Raw genomic sequence first — 13,327 nt, 5'->3', positions numbered from 1 at the left:
TCCCTGACCGGAGACCCTGGTGCTCACGGGTCTGCGCCTTGAGAACATCGCTCTGATTGACGGCCTGGAGCTCAGCTTCGACCGGGGCTTTACGGTGCTCACCGGCGAAACCGGTGCCGGCAAGTCGCTGCTGCTCGATGCCTTGGATGCCCTGCTTGGCGGCGGCCCGGCCAACCAGGGCAGCCGCTTGCTGCGCCAGGGCTGTGACCGTGGCCTGATTGAGGCCAGTTTTGCCTCTTCGCCGCCGCTGCAGGCCTGGCTCCAGGCCCAGCAGCTCGATGGCAACCTGGATGGCGACGAGCCGGAGCTGCTGCTCAGCCGTGAGTGGCGGCAGAGCGGCGAGCGCATCCAGAGCCGCAGCCGCCTCAACGGCGTGGCCGTCAACCGCAGCCAGCTGCTGGAGCTGCGGCCCCTGCTGCTGGAGCTCACCGTTCAGGGCCAGACCCGCCAACTCGCCCGCCCCGGCCAGCAGCGCCGCTGGCTGGATCGCTTTGGCGGTGAGCCCCTGGCGGCGGCCCTCGGCCCGGTCCGCGCCGCCCACCAGAGCTGGAAGCAGGCGGCGGCTGCTCTTGAGGCCGCCCGAGCCGATCGCGAGCAACTGGAGCAAGGCCGCCAGCTTCAGCAGCAGCAGCTCGAGGATCTCGACGCGGCCCATCTCGACGATCCAGGCGAGCGGCAGGCGCTTGAAGTTGAGCAGGACCGTCTCTCCCACGGCGTGCGGCTGCAGGAGGGGGTGATTCTACTGCTGGGCCGGTTGGTGGAAGGGGCCGAGCAGGCCCCGTCGGTTCTCGACCATCTCGGCGCCTGCGAGCAGGAACTGCAACTGATCACCGCCCTCGACGGCAGCTTGGAGCCGCTACAGCAGCGCTGCGGCGAGGCCCTGCAGCAGTTGCAGGATCTGGCCCGCGGCCTGGAGCGCTACGGCGCCGCCCTGGAGAGCGATCCGGCCGGCCTGGCCGGTCTGCAGGAGCGGATCGCCCAGCTCAAGGGCCTGGAGCGCCGCCATGGCCAGGATCTCGCCGGCCTGATTGCCCGGCGTGACCAGCTGCGGTTGCTGCTGGCCCCCGGCGGCGAAGCCCAGACGCTCGCAAGCCTGGAGACCGCTGAGGCCGCTGCCCGCAGCGCGCGGGATCGGGCCTGCGCCCTGCTCAGCACCAGGCGCAGCGAGGCGGCCCGTCTCCTGGAGGAGCAACTGACTCATTCACTCAGACCGCTTGGCCTCGCCAATGTGCGCTTCAGCGTGGCGCTGGAGGCCGTCGCACCAAAAGATGACGGCGCCGATCTGGTCCAGTTCCTGTTCTCGGCCAACCCCGGCCAGCCCCTGGCCCCGCTGCAGGAGGTGGCCTCCGGTGGCGAGATGAGCCGCTTCCTGCTGGCGCTCACCACCTGCCTGGCGGCGGCCGATCCCCACGTCACCCTGCTCTTCGATGAAATCGACGCCGGCGTCAGCGGCCGGGTGAGCGGCGCGATCGCGGCGCTGTTGCGGCGCCTGGCCCAGCAACGCCAGGTGTTCTGCGTCACCCACCAGCCCCTGGTTGCGGCCGCCGCCGACCACCACTTCCAGGTGAGCAAGCAGGTGGAGGACGGCCGCACGCTGACGCGGGTGTCCCACCTGCGGGACACCCAGGCGCGGCAGCGGGAACTGGCCGAGTTGGCCGGTGGTGATTCCGGTGAGGCCCACAGCTACGCCGCCAGCCTGCTGGGCCGGGGCGCGGCCTGACTCGCCGCCCGGTGCGGCTTCGTACAATGACTGGCTGACGAACAGAAGGCATGGGTCGCTTGGCTGGCGTCAACGGGCAGGACACAACAGCACCCAAGCCGGCAGGGAAGCCGGCGGCAAAGAAGAAGGGCTCGCCGAAGCAGGCGCCAACGGCGGATCACACCCTCAACCTCGACGGCAGCGTCGAAGACGTGATCCGGGTGCGGGGCGCCCGCCAGCACAACCTGCGCAACCTCGACCTCACCATTCCGCGCAACAGCCTGGTGGTGTTCACCGGCGTCAGTGGCAGTGGCAAGAGCTCTCTGGCCTTCGACACGATCTTCGCTGAAGGCCAGCGTCGTTACGTCGAAAGTCTGTCCGCCTATGCCCGCCAGTTCCTTGGCCAGGTCGACAAGCCGGACGTGGATGCCATTGAGGGGCTCTCACCGGCGATCTCGATTGACCAGAAGTCGACCAGCCACAACCCCCGCTCCACCGTCGGCACGGTCACCGAGATTCAGGACTACCTGCGGCTCCTCTTTGGCCGTGCCGGTGAGCCCCATTGCCCCCAGTGCGAGCGCTCGATCCGGCCGGAGAGCATCGATGAGATGGTCGACCGGATCCTGGCCCTGCCCGACGGCACCCGCTACCAGCTGCTGGCTCCGGTGGTGCGGGGCAAGAAGGGCACCCACGCCAAGTTGATCAGCGGCCTGGTGGCCGAAGGCTTCGCCCGGGTGCGGATCAATGGCGAGGTGCGTGAGCTCTCCGACAACATCGAGCTCGACAAGAACCACGCCCACCACATCGAGGTCGTCGTCGACCGGCTGGTGGCCCGTGAGGGCATCGCCGAGCGGCTGACCGATTCGCTGCGCACCTGCCTGAAACGGGGCGATGGCTTGGCCCTGGTGGAGGTGGTGCCCAAGGCGGGTGAGGAGCCGCCGGAAGGGGTGGAGCGGGAGCGGCTCTATTCCGAAAACTTCGCCTGCCCGGTCCATGGCGCGGTGATGGAGGAACTCTCACCACGGCTGTTCTCGTTCAACAGCCCCTACGGCGCCTGCCCGGATTGCCACGGCCTCGGCCACCTGCGTACCTTCACCTTTGAGCGGGTGGTGCCGGATCCGAGCCTGCCGGTGTATGCGGCGATCGCCCCCTGGAGCGAGAAGGACAACAGCTATTACTTCTCCCTGCTGTTCAGTGTGGGCGAAGCCTTCGGCTTCGAAATCAAACAGCCCTGGAACCAGCTCACGCTGGAGCAGCAGCAGATCCTGTTGCAGGGCAGCCCCGAGCCGATCGCCGTGCAGGCCGACAGCCGCTACGCCAAGGGTCCGGGCTACCTGCGGCCCTTTGAGGGAATCCTGCCGATCCTGGAGCGCCAGCTGCGCGACGCCAGCGGTGAGGCGATCCGCCAGAAGCTGGAGAAGTACCTGGATCTGGTGCCCTGCGGCACCTGCCATGGCCTGCGGCTGCGGCCCGAGGCCCTTGCCGTCAAGGTGGGTCCCTATGGCATCACGGATCTCACCAACGTCAGCGTGGCCGACACCCTGGAGCGCATCGAGGCCCTGATGGGTGTGGGTGCGGCCGAGGGTTCAGCTCCCCTGCTCAACGCGCGCCAGATCCAGATCGGCGATCTGGTGCTGCGCGAGATCCGCATGCGGCTGAAGTTCCTGCTGGATGTGGGGCTCGACTACCTCAGCCTCGATCGCCCGGCGATGACCCTCTCCGGTGGCGAGGCCCAGCGCATTCGCTTGGCCACCCAGATCGGCGCCGGCCTCACCGGCGTGCTCTACGTGCTCGATGAACCAAGCATCGGCCTGCACCAGCGCGACAACGACCGCCTGCTCGCCACCCTGTTCAAACTTCGCGACCTGGGCAACACCCTGATCGTGGTCGAGCACGACGAGGACACGATCCGCGCTGCTGACCATCTGGTCGACATCGGGCCGGGGGCCGGCGTACATGGCGGCCACATCGTGGCTGAGGGTTCGCTGCAGAACCTGCTGGAGGCGGAAGACTCCATCACCGGTGCCTATCTCAGCGGTCGCCGCTCGATCCCCACACCGCCGGAGCGCCGCAACGCCGGCAGCCGCAAGCTCAGCCTGGTGCAGTGCCGCCGCAACAACCTTCAGGACCTCGATCTCGACATTCCCCTCGGTCGTCTGGTCTGCATCACCGGCGTCAGCGGCAGCGGCAAGAGCACCCTGGTGAATGAGCTGCTGCATCCGGCCCTGGAGCACAAGCTCGGCCTCAAGGTGCCCTTCCCCTCCGGGCTCCAGGAGCTGCGCGGGATCAAGTCGATCGACAAGGTGATCGTGATCGATCAGAGCCCGATCGGCCGCACGCCCCGCTCCAATCCCGCCACCTACACCGGTGCCTTCGATCCGATCCGCCAGGTGTTTGCCGCCACCGTGGAGGCCAAGGCCCGCGGCTACCAGGTGGGGCAATTCAGTTTCAACGTCAAAGGGGGACGTTGCGAGGCCTGCAGCGGCCAGGGAGTGAACGTGATCGAGATGAACTTCCTGCCCGATGTGTATGTGCAGTGCGATGTCTGCAAGGGGGCCCGCTACAACCGCGAAACCCTCCAGGTGGCCTACAAGGGCCACACCATCGCTGAGGTGCTGCAGATGACGGTGGAGCAGGCTGCCGATGTGTTCAGTGCGATCCCCCAGGCGGCGGATCGGCTGCGCACCCTGGTGGATGTGGGGCTGGGCTACATCAAGCTCGGTCAACCGGCCCCCACCCTCTCCGGCGGCGAGGCTCAGCGGGTCAAGTTGGCCACGGAGCTGTCAAAACGGGCCACCGGCAAGACGCTCTACCTGATCGACGAGCCCACCACCGGCCTCAGCTTCTACGACGTCCACAAGCTGATGGACGTGATGCAGCGCCTGGTGGACAAGGGCAATTCGATCGTGGTGATCGAGCACAACCTCGATGTAATCCGCTGCGCTGACTGGCTGATCGACCTCGGCCCCGAGGGGGGCAACAAGGGTGGCGAGATCGTGGCGGCCGGCACGCCCGAGCAGGTGGCCGAGCACCCCAGCAGCCACACCGGCCGCTACCTCAAAGAGGTGCTGGCCCAACACCCCGCCGTTGCTGGGGCGACGGTCTGAACCCCGGCGTCAGCTGCAGCCCTGAACGGAGAGGCGATAGCTGAATCCAAGGGCTTTGGGGTCGGCGCTGGCGCCCACCTTGAAATTCATCTGGCTGGCCTGCTTGCCTTCGACAGCCGCAAACGGGCCGAACATGCGGCCTGTGCCGATCGGTGGATTCATTACTTCATTGATCACCTGGAGGTTGGAGCCATCGCTGAACTTCATGAACCCTTCCACCGGGTATTTTGCGCCTGGATCGGAGGAGTTGGCGGTGAAGAAGAACTTGAAACTGGTATAAGGCTGGTCGACGATGAAGTCGGTGTTCCAGTTCGTCTTGCCGAGAAGTTTGGCGCGGCTCACCTGCTTGTTCACGATCGGTGTGGTGCCATCGCCGCCGATGGGCTGCAGAAAGGTGCAGCGCTCGGCGGCAACGGACGCGCCAGATCCGCTGCCAATCAGAAGCGGCGCCGCCAGGGCCAACAGGGCAAAAAGGTTCATCCAATCCTTTCGAGTCGTCCCAATTAAAGCGGTTGTCTGGCGTACGGGTTCAGGGAGTTGGTTGGAAATCGGTCGATGGGTGACCCTGTCGGGGGATCATGGTGGCAATACGCCCAGCCACCGTGCGCCCGCCCAGTTTTCCGTTGCCGACCCGTTGGCTGGTCGTGGCAGCAGCGCTGCTCGCCTCGATGGGGGGGGCGCCCAGGCCGGCGGCTGCCCTTGAGCAGATCGATCTGAACATTCCGGTGCTGGACACCATGTTCACGGTCAACCTGTCGGAGCTGAATGCACCCGGCGGCCTGTTCGCCGGCACCAGTGATCTGGCCGAGCTCGATCGAGCCACCAACGGGGCGATCGGGCGGCGTCTGCTGGAGTTCTTCAATTACCCGCTGCCGATTCAGTCGCTGGCGGTGGTGCGCGAAACGGCCGATTCGCCCCTGGCCAGCCAGGCCCTGCTGCTGGTTTCGGCCATCGGCGGCATCGATGGCCTGCCTGCCGACATCAATGGTGAAGAGCTCCGCCGCGTTCTCGATCGCGCCGCCACCAGGGGTCCGCTGACCATGCTCACGGTGCTCCAGGCCTTGCCCGGCCAGACGGCCTCCGTTGACCTGGAGCTGGCCCTGTTCGCTGTCCAGCGCCTCAGCCGCCAGCTGCAACCGGCCGACAGGCTGATCGCCGCGGGGGCGGCGGCCCGCCAGGCTCCCTCCCTGGTTCGCCCTGGCCCCCTGGCGGTGGAGCGGCGCGAGACCAGCCTGGTGGTCAGCCATCGCCCCGATCCTCTCCAGGTGGTGGTGGTGAGCCCCGGCCGGGCGGGAAACGGCCGTTTGGTCTTGATTTCCCATGGGCTCTGGGATGATCCGGAAAGCTTCGAGGGCTGGGCGAGCCATCTGGCCAGCCATGGCTACACCGTGCTGCTGCCACGCCATCCCGGCAGTGACCTCAGCCAGCAGCGGGCCATGCTCTCCGGCACCGCCCCACCACCGAGCCCGGCAGAGCTGAGGTTGCGGCCCCTCGATGTCTCGTCGTTGATCGACGGTGCCGCCGCCGGCAAGCTCGGGTTGGCGGCCGGCCTGCGCACCGATTTCGTCGCGGTGCTTGGTCAGTCGTGGGGGGCCACCACCGTGCTGCAGCTCGCCGGCGCCCAGCCCAGCGCCACCCTGCTGGAGGAACGCTGCGGCGATGTCAAGGATCCGGCCCGCAACCTCAGCTGGGTGCTGCAGTGCAGCTTCATCAGTTCGGCCAGCGAGGCCTCGCTGGCCGATCCCCGCGTCAAGGCGGTGGTGGCGGTGAGTCCACCGATGTCGTTGCTGTTCAACTACGGCGCTGCCCTGGGCATGAATGCCCGCGCCCTGGTGGTCAGTGGCAGCCGCGACTGGGTCGTGCCGTCTGGCCCTGAGGCGATCACGCCGCTGGCTGCTGAGGCCGGTGCCGCCGGTGGTGGTCACCGGCTGGTGATTGCCGAAGGCGGTGATCATTTCAACCTCGGCTCCCGCTACGGGGAGGAGGGCGGCGGCGCGCTCGGTGGCCTGCTGCTGGCCTGGGTGGACGGGGCCTTTGCCGCTGGTGCCGCCGCCGCTCCAGGACCGGCCGCCCCATCCCTCCTTCCCGCCAACGGCTGGGGGAATACCAGCCGTCCGCTCTTCGATGTGACGGAGCGATTGCAAGCCAGTCCGTGATCGGAGAATCCCTATCCCTGTGCTGCGGGCTGGCTGGGGGCTGAACCCTCGCGGCTAGTACTCAGGATCGGCGCTGTCCTGGCCGGCATAGCGGGTGTTGATATCGGGCATCCAGTAGCTCAGGTCGCCGTGCCAGAACAGCCTGCCGTTCAGGCGTTGGCTGCTCAGCTTGCTGTTGCCCATCACGGAGAGCAGCCTGGCCAGCTCCACCGGCGACAGGTCGGTCGTGATGTCCTCGTCGGCGATGGCCAGCAACGACGGCAGCCTGGCAATGGTGGAGGGTTGAACCAGTTTCTTGAAGGCCTCGCGCAACACCATCTGCTGGCGTTCCATGCGGCCCAGGTCGCCTTGCTCGTCGTTGCGATAGCGCAGGAAGCCTTCCAGGTCCCGGCCCTTGAGCAATTGGGGACCCGGGTAGAGATCGATGTAGAGATCCTGGCGACTGTCGACGTAATACATGCTCTTGGGAACATCGATTTCGACGCCACCGAGGGCTTCAGCCAGCTTCTCGACCGCGTCGAGATTGACGATCAAGTAGCGATCGATGTCTGTCGTGAGCAGGCTCGAGACCTCCTGTTTGGCCACGTTCACCCCGCCCACCGCATAGAGGGCGTTGGCCTTGATCACACCGAACGATTCAGACTCGATGAAGGTGTCCCGCGGAACCTGGGTGATCTGGGTGACACCGTCGAGAACCTCAACGGTGAACATCACATCGGTGCTGCCGCTGATCTGATCGGTGCCCAGCACCAGGATGCGGCGATTATCCAGGCTGAGAGGGTTGACCAGCGAGGTCAAGGCCGGGGTGGAGCGCTGCAGATTGGCCAAGGCGCCGCCGAGCAGGCCCGGCAACGGGCCGGCCAGGGCGTAGCCGAAAGCAAGCCCGCAACCGAAGCCGATCAGCAGGGCGCGACGGGAGAGTCGGGGCTTCTCTGGGCCGCCAGCCGGCAGCTCGGGTGGGGCGGGGGGCTGGCTCCCGCTTCGCCGGTCCAAGTGGGACACGGTGCCGGGAGGGTTGGAGCGACGACGCGGTTGGGCCTGGGCCATGAAGTGTCCTGTTGGGCGCAGCTTAAAACCCAATCCCCGGTCAGGCCAGCTCTGTTGGGCTTCCGGCGACCACGTTGACCTTGCTGGCGGCCCGATCGGCGCGCCCTCTGGCTTCGGCCAGATCTTCGCCACCGGCCACCACCACGCCCATCCGTCGCTGGGGCCGAGCCTCCGGTTTGCCGAACAGCAGCACCTGGGTGTCAGGCTCGGCCAGGGCCGCAGCAACGCCCTCATAGGCGACGCTGGCGAGGTTGCCTGTGGCCAGGATGACCCGGCTGGCGGCCGCGCCGCGGGAGTGGATGGCGGGGATCGGCAGCCCCAGCACAGCCCGCAGGTGCAGGTCGAACTCGCTGAGGTTCTGGCCCCTGAGGGTGACCAGGCCGGTGTCGTGTGGCCGCGGCGAGAGTTCCGAGAACACCACCTCCTCCTGGCCGCGTGGGCCGCAGAGGAAAAACTCAACGCCAAACAGTCCGGCCCCACCCAGGTGGTCGGTGACGCGGCGGGCCATCGCTTCGGCCGTGGCCAGGGCGCTGGCACCCAGGTCCGCCGGCTGCCAGCTGCACTGGTAGTCGCCCCGCTCCTGGAGGTGGCCGATCGGCGGGCAGAACAGGGTGGGCCCATCCCACTGCTTCACGGTCAACAGGGTGATCTCCTGCTCGAAACGCAAAAACTCCTCGACGATCACCCGCGCCCCTGCGCCGCGGGCGCCGGCCAGGGCGGCCTCCCAGGCGGCTGTGATTCCCTCAGGCCCCTCCACCACGCTCTGGCCCTTGCCCGAGGAGCTCATCACCGGCTTGACCACCACCGGCCAGCCCAGGGGCGCGGCGGCCTCAGCCAGATCGGCGGCACTGCCGGCATAGGCGAAGCGGGCGGTGCGCAGGCCGAGGCTGCCGGCGGCCAGGTCGCGGATCCGGTCGCGGTTCATCGTCACCGCCGTGGCCCGGGCGGTGGGGATCACGGTGAACCCTTCCGCTTCAAGTTCCGCCAGGGCATCGACGGCCAGGGCCTCAATCTCGGGAATCAGCAGATCGGGCCGGTGGCGGCGCACCACGGCCTTGAGCGCTTCGGGATCGGTCATGGCGATCACCTCGGCGGCATCGGCCACCTGCATGGCCGGGGCGCCGGGGTAGCGGTCGACGGCGATCACGCGGCAACCCAGGCGCTGGGCGGCGATGGCCACCTCCTTGCCCAGTTCACCGCTGCCCAGCAGCATCAGGGTGCGGGGAAAGGAGGTGGCGGGCATGGGCATGGCGCGCGGGTTGCGGAGGCTCCGATCCTGCTGCCTGACGGGCCTGCTAGAAGTGCTCGGCGACCCACTCCGCTGCAACGGCCCGCCGTGTTGATCTCCTCCCAGGCCGTTCTGGCCTTCTCGACGGCCGGCGATGTGGCCAACGGCCTGCCGTTTGGCTGGGATGTGGCGGGCCTGCAGCGGGGGGTGTTGATCTATCTGGGGATTTCCTCCCTCGCCTTCGTGCTCGTCTGGGGACTGGGCCTGCTGCGCCGCTCCTGAGCTGTTTTGTTCGGATGCAAGGGTCGGATCAGTCTTCGCGGCCGGACGGGAGGTCCGCAATCAGGTCGAGCTGGCGCACGGGCGTCTCCTCACTGATGAAGCCGTAGGCCTCGAACACCTGGTCGTCGGGGTGGGTGATGTGCTGACCATCGCTGTGGCGTTCCAACTCGAAGCCTTCGTCGGCCATGCGGCGCATCAGGGCCGCAGCCTCCTCAAACCGTGAAGCCATCGCCGCGAGGCTGGCGCAATCGGCCGTCAGCCCCTTTTCTTTCCAGGTGAAATAAGCCATAACACCAACTTGAAGCCATGCCATCAGCTTGGCCCCAGCTGGCACCAGCAGCCACCCGAATCAGGGAAGCAGCAGCAGGCCGATGGCCACCAGCAGCAAGCTGATCATCCAAAATCCCACCACCACCCGTTGCTCGGAGTGACCGGCCAGCTCGAAGTGGTGGTGGAGTGGGGCCATCCGCAACAGGCGGCGGCCCTGACCATCGGCCCCCTTGGTGGCCTTGAACACCCACACCTGCAGGATCACCGAGAGAGATTCGGCCACGAACACGCCGCCCATCAGCAGCAAGGGCCAGAGGCTGTCGCTGAGCAGGGCCACGGCGCTCAGGGCCGCCCCCATCGCCAGGGAGCCAGTGTCACCCATGAACATCCTGGCCGGATGGCGGTTATGGGCCAGGAAACCCAGCCAGGTGCCGGCCATGGCGGCACAGAACCCGGCCAGGGCCGGATCGCCCAGATGGCCCCGCAGCATCAACTGCACCCCGAAGCCAGCGAACACCACGGCCCCGCAGCCTGCCGCCAGCCCATCGAGCCCGTCAGTGAGGTTGGTGGCGTTGCTTTCGGCCAGAAACACGAACAGGCCGAGCGGCAGGATCAGCAAGCCGAGCGACAGGGCGAGGCCGAACGGCAAGCCCACACTGCGGGAAATCCAGTCGTTCCAGGCTGCCACCAACAGAAAGAGCGCGGCAGCAAGGGCCTGAAGCAGCAGTTTGCCGCGGGGGCTCAGGCCGGTGTTGGTGCGGCGGGTCAGGCTGCGCCAGTCGTCGAAGCCGCCGATGGCCATGAAGGCCAGGGTGATCGCGGCCACCGCTGGCAGGCGTGGATCGCTCGGGGCGACCAAACTGCCGACAATCACCCCAACCGGTACGACCAGCAGGCCCCCCATCGTGGGAGTGCCGGCCTTGCTGTGATGGGCCTGGGGCCCTTCCTGGCGGATCACCTGGCCGAGCTTGAGGGCCCGCAGATTCGGCACCCCCCAGCGGCCGAGACCCCAGCTGACCAAGCCCGCCACCAGCAGGGGCGGTGTCAGCTGGGGTGCGCGACTCAGTGCGTCCGTCAGCAAGCAGACGCCAAGAACAAGCAGGGCCAGCCAGCGCCAAGCCACCTGTTCACGGTCAGGCAAGGGCAGGGTTGAGGGGGCCTGTGTGGTCTGGGTCAATGGCACAGGGCTCAGTCTTCCCAGTTCTCCTCGGTCTGCTCGTCGGCGGCGTTGTATTCCTCTTTCTCGCCCATCAGAGCTGAAAGTTCCTCCTCTTCCACCGTGCTCACATCGGGAGCGGCGGCCTCTTCATCGGCCACCAGGCGGCCGCTGGTCTCCAGCCAGCTGAGCAGGTCGGGCTCATCGCGCAGGGGCAGCACCGGGGCGGGCTCATCCCTGCGGTAGCGGGTAAGGGAAGGATTGATGCTGTCGAGTGTGCTCATGGACGGCCTTGGGGGCGCAGCAAGCCTGCGAAGCGGGCAACACGCCAATCCATCACGATAGGTCATGCTGCTGATCTTCCTCTGTGACCTGGCCCAAAGCCTTCCAGCTGCTGATCACCTGGGGGGCCGCCCTTCTGCTCGCCGCCCTGCTGGTGCGCGGCGGTGAACGCTGGCCCGAGCCGTTGGCGATTCAGCCGCAACTGGTCTGGGCCCTGGTGCTGGGGCCTCCTGGCCTGCTGGCCCTGTGGCTGGCCACGCGCTGGCGCCATTTCGACGGCAACTTGAACGGCGACAGGGGACAATCCTCCAACGGCATTCACGAGCAGGACTGAGCGGATGGGAGAGGAGTTGGCGGGGCAAGGGGTCGGGCGTGCCCGCAAGGTGGTGTTGGCCTACTCGGGTGGGGTCGATACCAGCGTCTGCATTCCCTATCTGCGCGAGGAGTGGGGTGTCGAGGAGGTGATCACCTTCGCCGCCGATCTGGGCCAGGGCGATGAGCTCGAACCGATCCGTCTCAAGGCCCTCGAAGCCGGCGCCAGCCAATCGCTGGTGGGGGATCTGATTGAGCCGTTCATCACGGAGTTCGCCTTCCCCGCCATTCGCGCCAACGCCCTCTATGAGGGTCGCTATCCCCTCTCCACAGCCCTGGCCCGGCCGCTGATCGCCCGGGAGCTGGTGGCGGTGGCTCGCCTGGTGGGCGCCGATGCCGTCGCCCACGGCTGCACCGGCAAGGGCAACGACCAGGTCCGCTTCGACGTGGCGATCGCCTGCCTGGCGCCCGAGCTCAAGGTGCTCACCCCGGCGCGGGAGTGGGGTATGAGCCGGGAGGAAACGATCGCCTACGGCGAGCGCTTCGGGATGCCGGCACCGGTGAGCAAGGCCAATCCCTATTCGATCGACCTCAACCTGCTCGGGCGCAGTGTTGAAGCCGGCCCCCTCGAGGATCCGCAGGTGGAGCCACCCGAGGAGGTGTTTGCCATGACCCGCTCGATCGCGGCGGCCCCCGAAGAGCCCGAGGTGGTGGAGATCGGCTTCGTGCAGGGCAATCCCGTCAGCCTCAATGGCGAGATGCTCGATCCGGTCAGCCTGGTCCGGCGCGCCAATGACCTGGCTGGCAGCCACGGCTTCGGTCGGCTGGACATCATCGAGAACCGGGTGGTGGGCATCAAGTCGAGGGAGATCTATGAAACTCCCGGCCTGTTGCTGTTGATTCGCGCTCACCAGGAACTCGAAAGCCTCACCCTGGCGGCCGATGTGCAGCGCTACAAGCGCCAGATCGAGTCCAGCTGGGCGGATCTGGTGTATCAGGGCCTCTGGTTCGGCCCGCTCAAGGCGGCCCTCGATGGCTTCCTCGATGCCACCCAGGCCACGGTGAACGGCACGGTGCGGATCCGGCTGCACAAGGGCAATGCCACCGTGATCGGCAGGAGTTCAGCTTTGGACAGCCTCTACGTGCCCACCATGGCCACCTATGGCGGCGACGATCGTTTTGATCACCGCGCCTCCGAAGGATTCATCTATATCTGGGGGCTGCCGGCCCGGCTCTGGGCCGCCAGCTTGCGCCGCTAGGGCCAATCAGCGGAGTCACGCTGGCCAAGAACAGCTCATCTTCAAGAGCCGCTGATCAGACGAACCATCTCAAAACCAAAGCCAGGCATCCAGTTGGGGGATGCCTGGCTTTTTGACCAGAAATGGTGGAGGTGTTGTGGCTAGCTCAGGCTTCAGCGCTGACCGCTTCGCCGCCGGCACCGCGGGGGGCGGGCAGGGGGCCGTCCTGCTTGACGGTGAGATAGCGAATCACATCCTCGCTCAGCCGCATGGCCCGCTCCAGGGCCGCCACCTGCTGGCCATCGCCGCTGTGGTTCAGCTGCACGTAGATGCCTTCGCGGTGCTTGGCGATCGTGTAGGCCAGACGGCGCTTGCCACGCATCTGGGTGTCGAGCACTTCGGCGCCGGCCTCGGTGACCAGATCGCGGTACTTGTTGACATGGCCTTCGACTTCTTCCTCCGCGATGTCCGGGCGAAGGATGTACATCGTTTCGTAGTAGGGCTGCTGCGACATGACGGGCTGAAACCTCCGTGACGGGCTCGAGTGAGG

The 13,327-nt window shown here is 67.1% G+C and carries 13 protein-coding genes; 6 read left to right on the top strand and 7 right to left on the bottom strand.

Annotated elements, in window-relative coordinates; translation table 11 throughout:
- The first annotated feature begins 19 nt into the window (after positions 1-19).
- Positions 20-1,720, top strand: coding sequence for a DNA repair protein RecN (gene recN, locus ACXMDM_RS03520; RefSeq protein ID WP_071800621.1), 1,701 nt, complete (start codon positions 20-22; stop codon positions 1,718-1,720).
- A 50-nt stretch (positions 1,721-1,770) separates the two neighbouring features.
- Entirely contained in the window at positions 1,771-4,806 is a 3,036-nt protein-coding gene (gene uvrA, locus ACXMDM_RS03515; protein ID WP_071800620.1) for an excinuclease ABC subunit UvrA, read from the top strand.
- Positions 4,807-4,815: 9 nt separating this feature from the next.
- Here the strand turns inward: uvrA and ACXMDM_RS03510 are convergent, their stop codons facing one another.
- Entirely contained in the window at positions 4,816-5,286 is a 471-nt protein-coding gene (locus ACXMDM_RS03510; RefSeq protein ID WP_071800619.1) for a hypothetical protein, read from the bottom strand.
- A 98-nt stretch (positions 5,287-5,384) separates the two neighbouring features.
- Between ACXMDM_RS03510 and ACXMDM_RS03505 the strand changes: the two genes are divergently transcribed.
- The gene (locus ACXMDM_RS03505; protein WP_083544447.1) at positions 5,385-6,962 is read left to right on the top strand and encodes an alpha/beta hydrolase family protein; all 1,578 of its coding nucleotides are present in this window, start codon (positions 5,385-5,387) and stop codon (positions 6,960-6,962) included.
- A 54-nt stretch (positions 6,963-7,016) separates the two neighbouring features.
- On the opposite strand, the gene ACXMDM_RS03500 is transcribed toward ACXMDM_RS03505, so the two are convergent.
- Together ACXMDM_RS03500 and purT are read right to left on the bottom strand one after the other, a co-directional pair.
- The gene (locus tag ACXMDM_RS03500) at positions 7,017-8,009 is read right to left on the bottom strand and encodes an LCP family protein (protein WP_071800618.1); all 993 of its coding nucleotides are present in this window, start codon (positions 8,007-8,009) and stop codon (positions 7,017-7,019) included.
- Between the two features lie 40 nt (positions 8,010-8,049).
- Positions 8,050-9,252 carry a formate-dependent phosphoribosylglycinamide formyltransferase gene (gene purT, locus ACXMDM_RS03495; protein ID WP_071802057.1) on the bottom strand — a complete coding sequence of 401 codons (1,203 nt, stop codon included), beginning with the start codon at positions 9,250-9,252 and terminating at the stop codon, positions 8,050-8,052.
- Between the two features lie 93 nt (positions 9,253-9,345).
- On the opposite strand from purT, the gene ACXMDM_RS03490 reads away from it, so the two are divergent.
- Positions 9,346-9,519, top strand: a complete 174-nt coding sequence (locus ACXMDM_RS03490; RefSeq protein ID WP_233831189.1) for a cytochrome B6 — start codon at positions 9,346-9,348, stop codon at positions 9,517-9,519.
- A 28-nt stretch (positions 9,520-9,547) separates the two neighbouring features.
- On the opposite strand, the gene ACXMDM_RS03485 is transcribed toward ACXMDM_RS03490, so the two are convergent.
- Genes ACXMDM_RS03485 through ACXMDM_RS03475 form a run of 3 tightly spaced genes read right to left on the bottom strand, consistent with a single transcriptional unit; the run spans position 9,548 to position 11,229 of the window.
- Positions 9,548-9,808, bottom strand: coding sequence for a hypothetical protein (locus ACXMDM_RS03485; RefSeq protein WP_071800617.1), 261 nt, complete (start codon positions 9,806-9,808; stop codon positions 9,548-9,550).
- 60 nt (positions 9,809-9,868) lie between these two features.
- The gene (gene mraY / locus ACXMDM_RS03480) at positions 9,869-10,930 is read right to left on the bottom strand and encodes a phospho-N-acetylmuramoyl-pentapeptide-transferase (RefSeq protein WP_071802055.1); all 1,062 of its coding nucleotides are present in this window, start codon (positions 10,928-10,930) and stop codon (positions 9,869-9,871) included.
- Positions 10,931-10,977: 47 nt separating this feature from the next.
- On the bottom strand, positions 10,978-11,229 hold the full coding sequence (locus ACXMDM_RS03475; protein ID WP_071800616.1) for a DUF3134 domain-containing protein: 252 nt from the start codon (positions 11,227-11,229) through the stop codon (positions 10,978-10,980).
- Positions 11,230-11,312: 83 nt separating this feature from the next.
- Here ACXMDM_RS03475 and ACXMDM_RS03470 point away from each other — a divergent pair, with 83 nt between their 5' ends.
- Together ACXMDM_RS03470 and ACXMDM_RS03465 are read left to right on the top strand one after the other, a co-directional pair.
- Positions 11,313-11,561 (top strand): hypothetical protein, encoded by a 249-nt coding sequence (locus tag ACXMDM_RS03470; protein ID WP_071800615.1) that lies wholly within the window; start codon positions 11,313-11,315, stop codon positions 11,559-11,561.
- A gap of 4 nt (positions 11,562-11,565) precedes the next feature.
- Positions 11,566-12,798, top strand: a complete 1,233-nt coding sequence (locus tag ACXMDM_RS03465; RefSeq protein WP_071800614.1) for an argininosuccinate synthase — start codon at positions 11,566-11,568, stop codon at positions 12,796-12,798.
- 145 nt (positions 12,799-12,943) lie between these two features.
- Here the strand turns inward: ACXMDM_RS03465 and rpsF are convergent, their stop codons facing one another.
- Positions 12,944-13,291 carry a 30S ribosomal protein S6 gene (gene rpsF, locus ACXMDM_RS03460; RefSeq protein WP_071800613.1) on the bottom strand — a complete coding sequence of 116 codons (348 nt, stop codon included), beginning with the start codon at positions 13,289-13,291 and terminating at the stop codon, positions 12,944-12,946.
- Between the last annotated feature and the right edge of the window lie 36 nt (positions 13,292-13,327).

It is taken from the genome of Synechococcus sp. CS-603, assembly GCF_977929215.1.
The sequence above is the reverse complement of the archived record's forward strand: the minus strand, read 5'-3'. Positions and strand labels throughout refer to the sequence as shown.